Here is a 2803-nt window from a genome sequence, read left to right on the forward strand (position 1 = left end):
TATGCGATTCCCGGTCGTGCGATCGACGATGACGACGGCGACCCGGCCTGAGGAACCTTTAAACCGGCGATAAAAAAAGCCCGGTCCAGGGGACCGGGCAATGTGCAGGCTGCCGGGGGGAAGCCGGCTTTGCGGGAGTCAGGCCTGCATGGGAAGAGAAAATCCTCGCAACGTCACAGCTTCCGGTTCACGCTGCCATGGATGGCCGCCATGCGCGTCCGCTCATAGGCGATCTCCTGCAACGCGCGCGTCGCAAGGATGCGCGGCGCATTCAGTGCGACGGAATCCAAATCGCTGCGCGTCAGTCCGATATCCGCGAGCTGCCAGTCGGACATCTCGGAAAGCTGACGCATCGCGTCACGGGTCTTCCAGAAGCGTGTAACTTTGAGCACAAATGATACAGCTACTGCGCGCACCATGCCGGCCGGCTGTGCGACAGCGGTCGAGGCGACGGTGTTGGTCTGGACGCAGGTCATCGTTCTGATCCTTTGTGATTTGAACGAAATCGATGGGCGGGCATCGCCATGAAACCGAAGGGCCCGTCCCTTGAACGAGCCGATAGTCTCAAACCCTTATTGATTAGTCGAACGAATGTTTCTAATCTTTAGCATCACTATCTATGATAGGTTATGCCATGGCCGCCCCACTCGACCTCGATCAGCTTTCCACATTCATCGCAATTGCCGACACGGGCAGCTTCACCCGTGCCGCCGAGGAGGTGCACCGCACCCAGTCCGCCGTCTCCATGCAGATGCGCAGGCTCGAAGACCGGATCGGAAAGGCGCTGTTTCAGAAAGACGGCAGGACCAATCGGCTGACCGAAGATGGCGAGCGGCTTCTGGCCTATGCCCGGCGCATGCTCCGGCTCAACCGCGAAACCCTTGCCGCCTTCGACGATGCGAGCCTGGAAGGACATATCCGCATCGGCACGCCGGACGATTATGCCGACCGCTTCCTGCCCGAGATCATGGCACGCTTCTCGCGTTCCAACCCGCGGGTCGAACTGTCGGTTGCCTGCGAGCCGACCACCAATCTCGTCGAGCATATCAGGCGGGGGAATCTGGATCTCGCACTCGTCACCCATGACGATTCCAAGGGCGGTTCGGAGCCGGTGCGGCGCGAGCCGGTGCTCTGGGTGAGTTCGGCCAACCACACGGTGCATGAACGGGAAGTGCTGCCCATGGCGTTCGGCCGTCCCAGTTGTCTGTGGCGGCGCACCGCCTGCGCGGCGCTGGAGGAGGAGGGTCGGCAATACCGTGTGCTCTTCACCAGTTTTTCGGCCACGGTTATCGCTACGGCCGTCCTTTCCGGTCTCGCTGTCTCGGTTCTGCCGGAATGCGCGCTGAGGCCGGGCATGCGGGTACTGGGCGAGGCCGATGGCTTCAACGCATTGCCCGATTGCCATATCGGCCTGATGCGCGGGCATACCGGCCAGGTGGAAATCATCGATGCCCTGGCCCGGCATATCGGCGAAAGCCTCGACAATCTTTCCGTTCCCGCGTTCATCGAAGAAAGCGGCGGTTACGATTTCCAGAGCGCTTTCCTGAATCCGCGCAGCAAACGCCTGCGGCCCGGTCACGTGATGAACGGCTGGTAGGAGAGCGATGTGGACGGCCTATCGTCGCGGACTTGACCCCGCCCGTGCGGCACGTCTCAATCCTTTGCCATGAACACATCCCGCCCAGCCGATTCGCAGAGCAATGTTGCCGAGTTTTCCGTCAGCGAAATCTCCGGCGCGCTTAAACGCACTGTGGAAGATGCTTTCGGCCATGTGCGCGTGCGCGGCGAAGTGTCCGGCTATCGCGGTCCGCACTCCTCCGGTCATGCCTATTTCGCCCTCAAGGACGACCGCGCGCGGCTCGAGGCCGTCATCTGGCGCGGTGTCTTTTCCAAGCTCAAATTCCTGCCACAGGAAGGGCTTGAGATTATCGCCACCGGCAAGCTGACCACCTATCCCGGCTCGTCGAAATACCAGATCGTCATCGACGGCATCGAGCCGGCCGGCGCCGGTGCGCTCATGGCGCTTCTGGAGGAACGCAAGAAGAAGCTCGCGGCCGAAGGGCTTTTCGACGACAGCCGCAAGAAGCCCTTGCCCTTCATGCCACGCGTCATCGGCGTCGTTACATCCCCGACGGGCGCCGTCATTCGGGATATCATCCACCGCATTTCCGATCGTTTTCCCGTTCGCGTCATGGTCTGGCCCGTGCGCGTTCAGGGCGAAACCACCGGTGAGGAAGTGTCCAATGCCGTTGCCGGTTTCAATGCACTTTCCAAGGATGCCCCCCTGCCCCGGCCGGACCTTTTGATCGTCGCACGTGGCGGCGGCAGCCTCGAGGATCTGTGGGGTTTCAACGACGAAGCCGTGGTGCGGGCGGTGGCTGCCTCCGCCATACCGGTCGTCTCTGCAGTCGGTCACGAAACGGACTGGACGCTGATCGATCTGGTCGCCGACCGTCGCGCCCCGACGCCGACCGGTGCCGCGGAAATGGCGGTTCCGGTCAAAGCCGAACTGGAAGCGTCCCTCGCCCGGCTTTCCGCCCGGCTCAAGGGGGCGATCTCGCGCGAAGGCGACCGCAAGCGACAGGCGCTGCGCGCGCTCACGCGTGCGCTACCGTCGCCCGATCAGCTTCTTGCCCTGCCGCGCCGCCGCTTCGATGAAGCCGCGGGCCGTCTCGGGCGTGCGCTTTCGGCCGCCACCCAACGCAAGCGCATCGCCTTCAACGGCTTGCGCCTTTCGCCGGCAACTCTCGAACGCCGCCTCGCCGAATCGCGGCGCCGTACCGGCGTTTCGGGCGAGCGTCTG

General features: G+C 63.0%; 3 protein-coding genes. 2 read left to right on the plus strand and 1 reads right to left on the minus strand.

Annotated features, from left to right (window positions below; genetic code table 11):
- Window positions 1–173 precede the first annotated feature (173 nt).
- Window positions 174–476, minus strand: coding sequence for a DUF1127 domain-containing protein (locus tag QZ638_RS23125; RefSeq protein WP_295815084.1), 303 nt, complete (start codon window positions 474–476; stop codon window positions 174–176).
- 158 nt (window positions 477–634) lie between these two features.
- Between QZ638_RS23125 and QZ638_RS23130 the strand changes: the two genes are divergently transcribed.
- The gene (locus QZ638_RS23130) at window positions 635–1597 is read left to right on the plus strand and encodes a LysR substrate-binding domain-containing protein (RefSeq protein ID WP_295815086.1); all 963 of its coding nucleotides are present in this window, start codon (window positions 635–637) and stop codon (window positions 1595–1597) included.
- 69 nt (window positions 1598–1666) lie between these two features.
- Window positions 1667–2803 (plus strand): exodeoxyribonuclease VII large subunit (gene xseA / locus QZ638_RS23135; RefSeq protein WP_295815089.1); only part of this gene is annotated, 1137 nt, incomplete at its 3' end.

Origin of the sequence: uncultured Nitratireductor sp. (assembly GCF_913053745.1) — a bacterium.
GTDB lineage: Bacteria > Pseudomonadota > Alphaproteobacteria > Rhizobiales > Rhizobiaceae > Nitratireductor.

Bases quoted from the DNA above. Each gene is read 5' to 3' on its own strand.
- QZ638_RS23125 (WP_295815084.1), bottom strand. From the start codon at position 476: ATGACCTGCGTCCAGACCAACACCGTCGCCTCGACCGCTGTCGCACAG.
- QZ638_RS23130 (WP_295815086.1), top strand. From the start codon at position 635: ATGGCCGCCCCACTCGACCTCGATCAGCTTTCCACATTCATCGCAATT.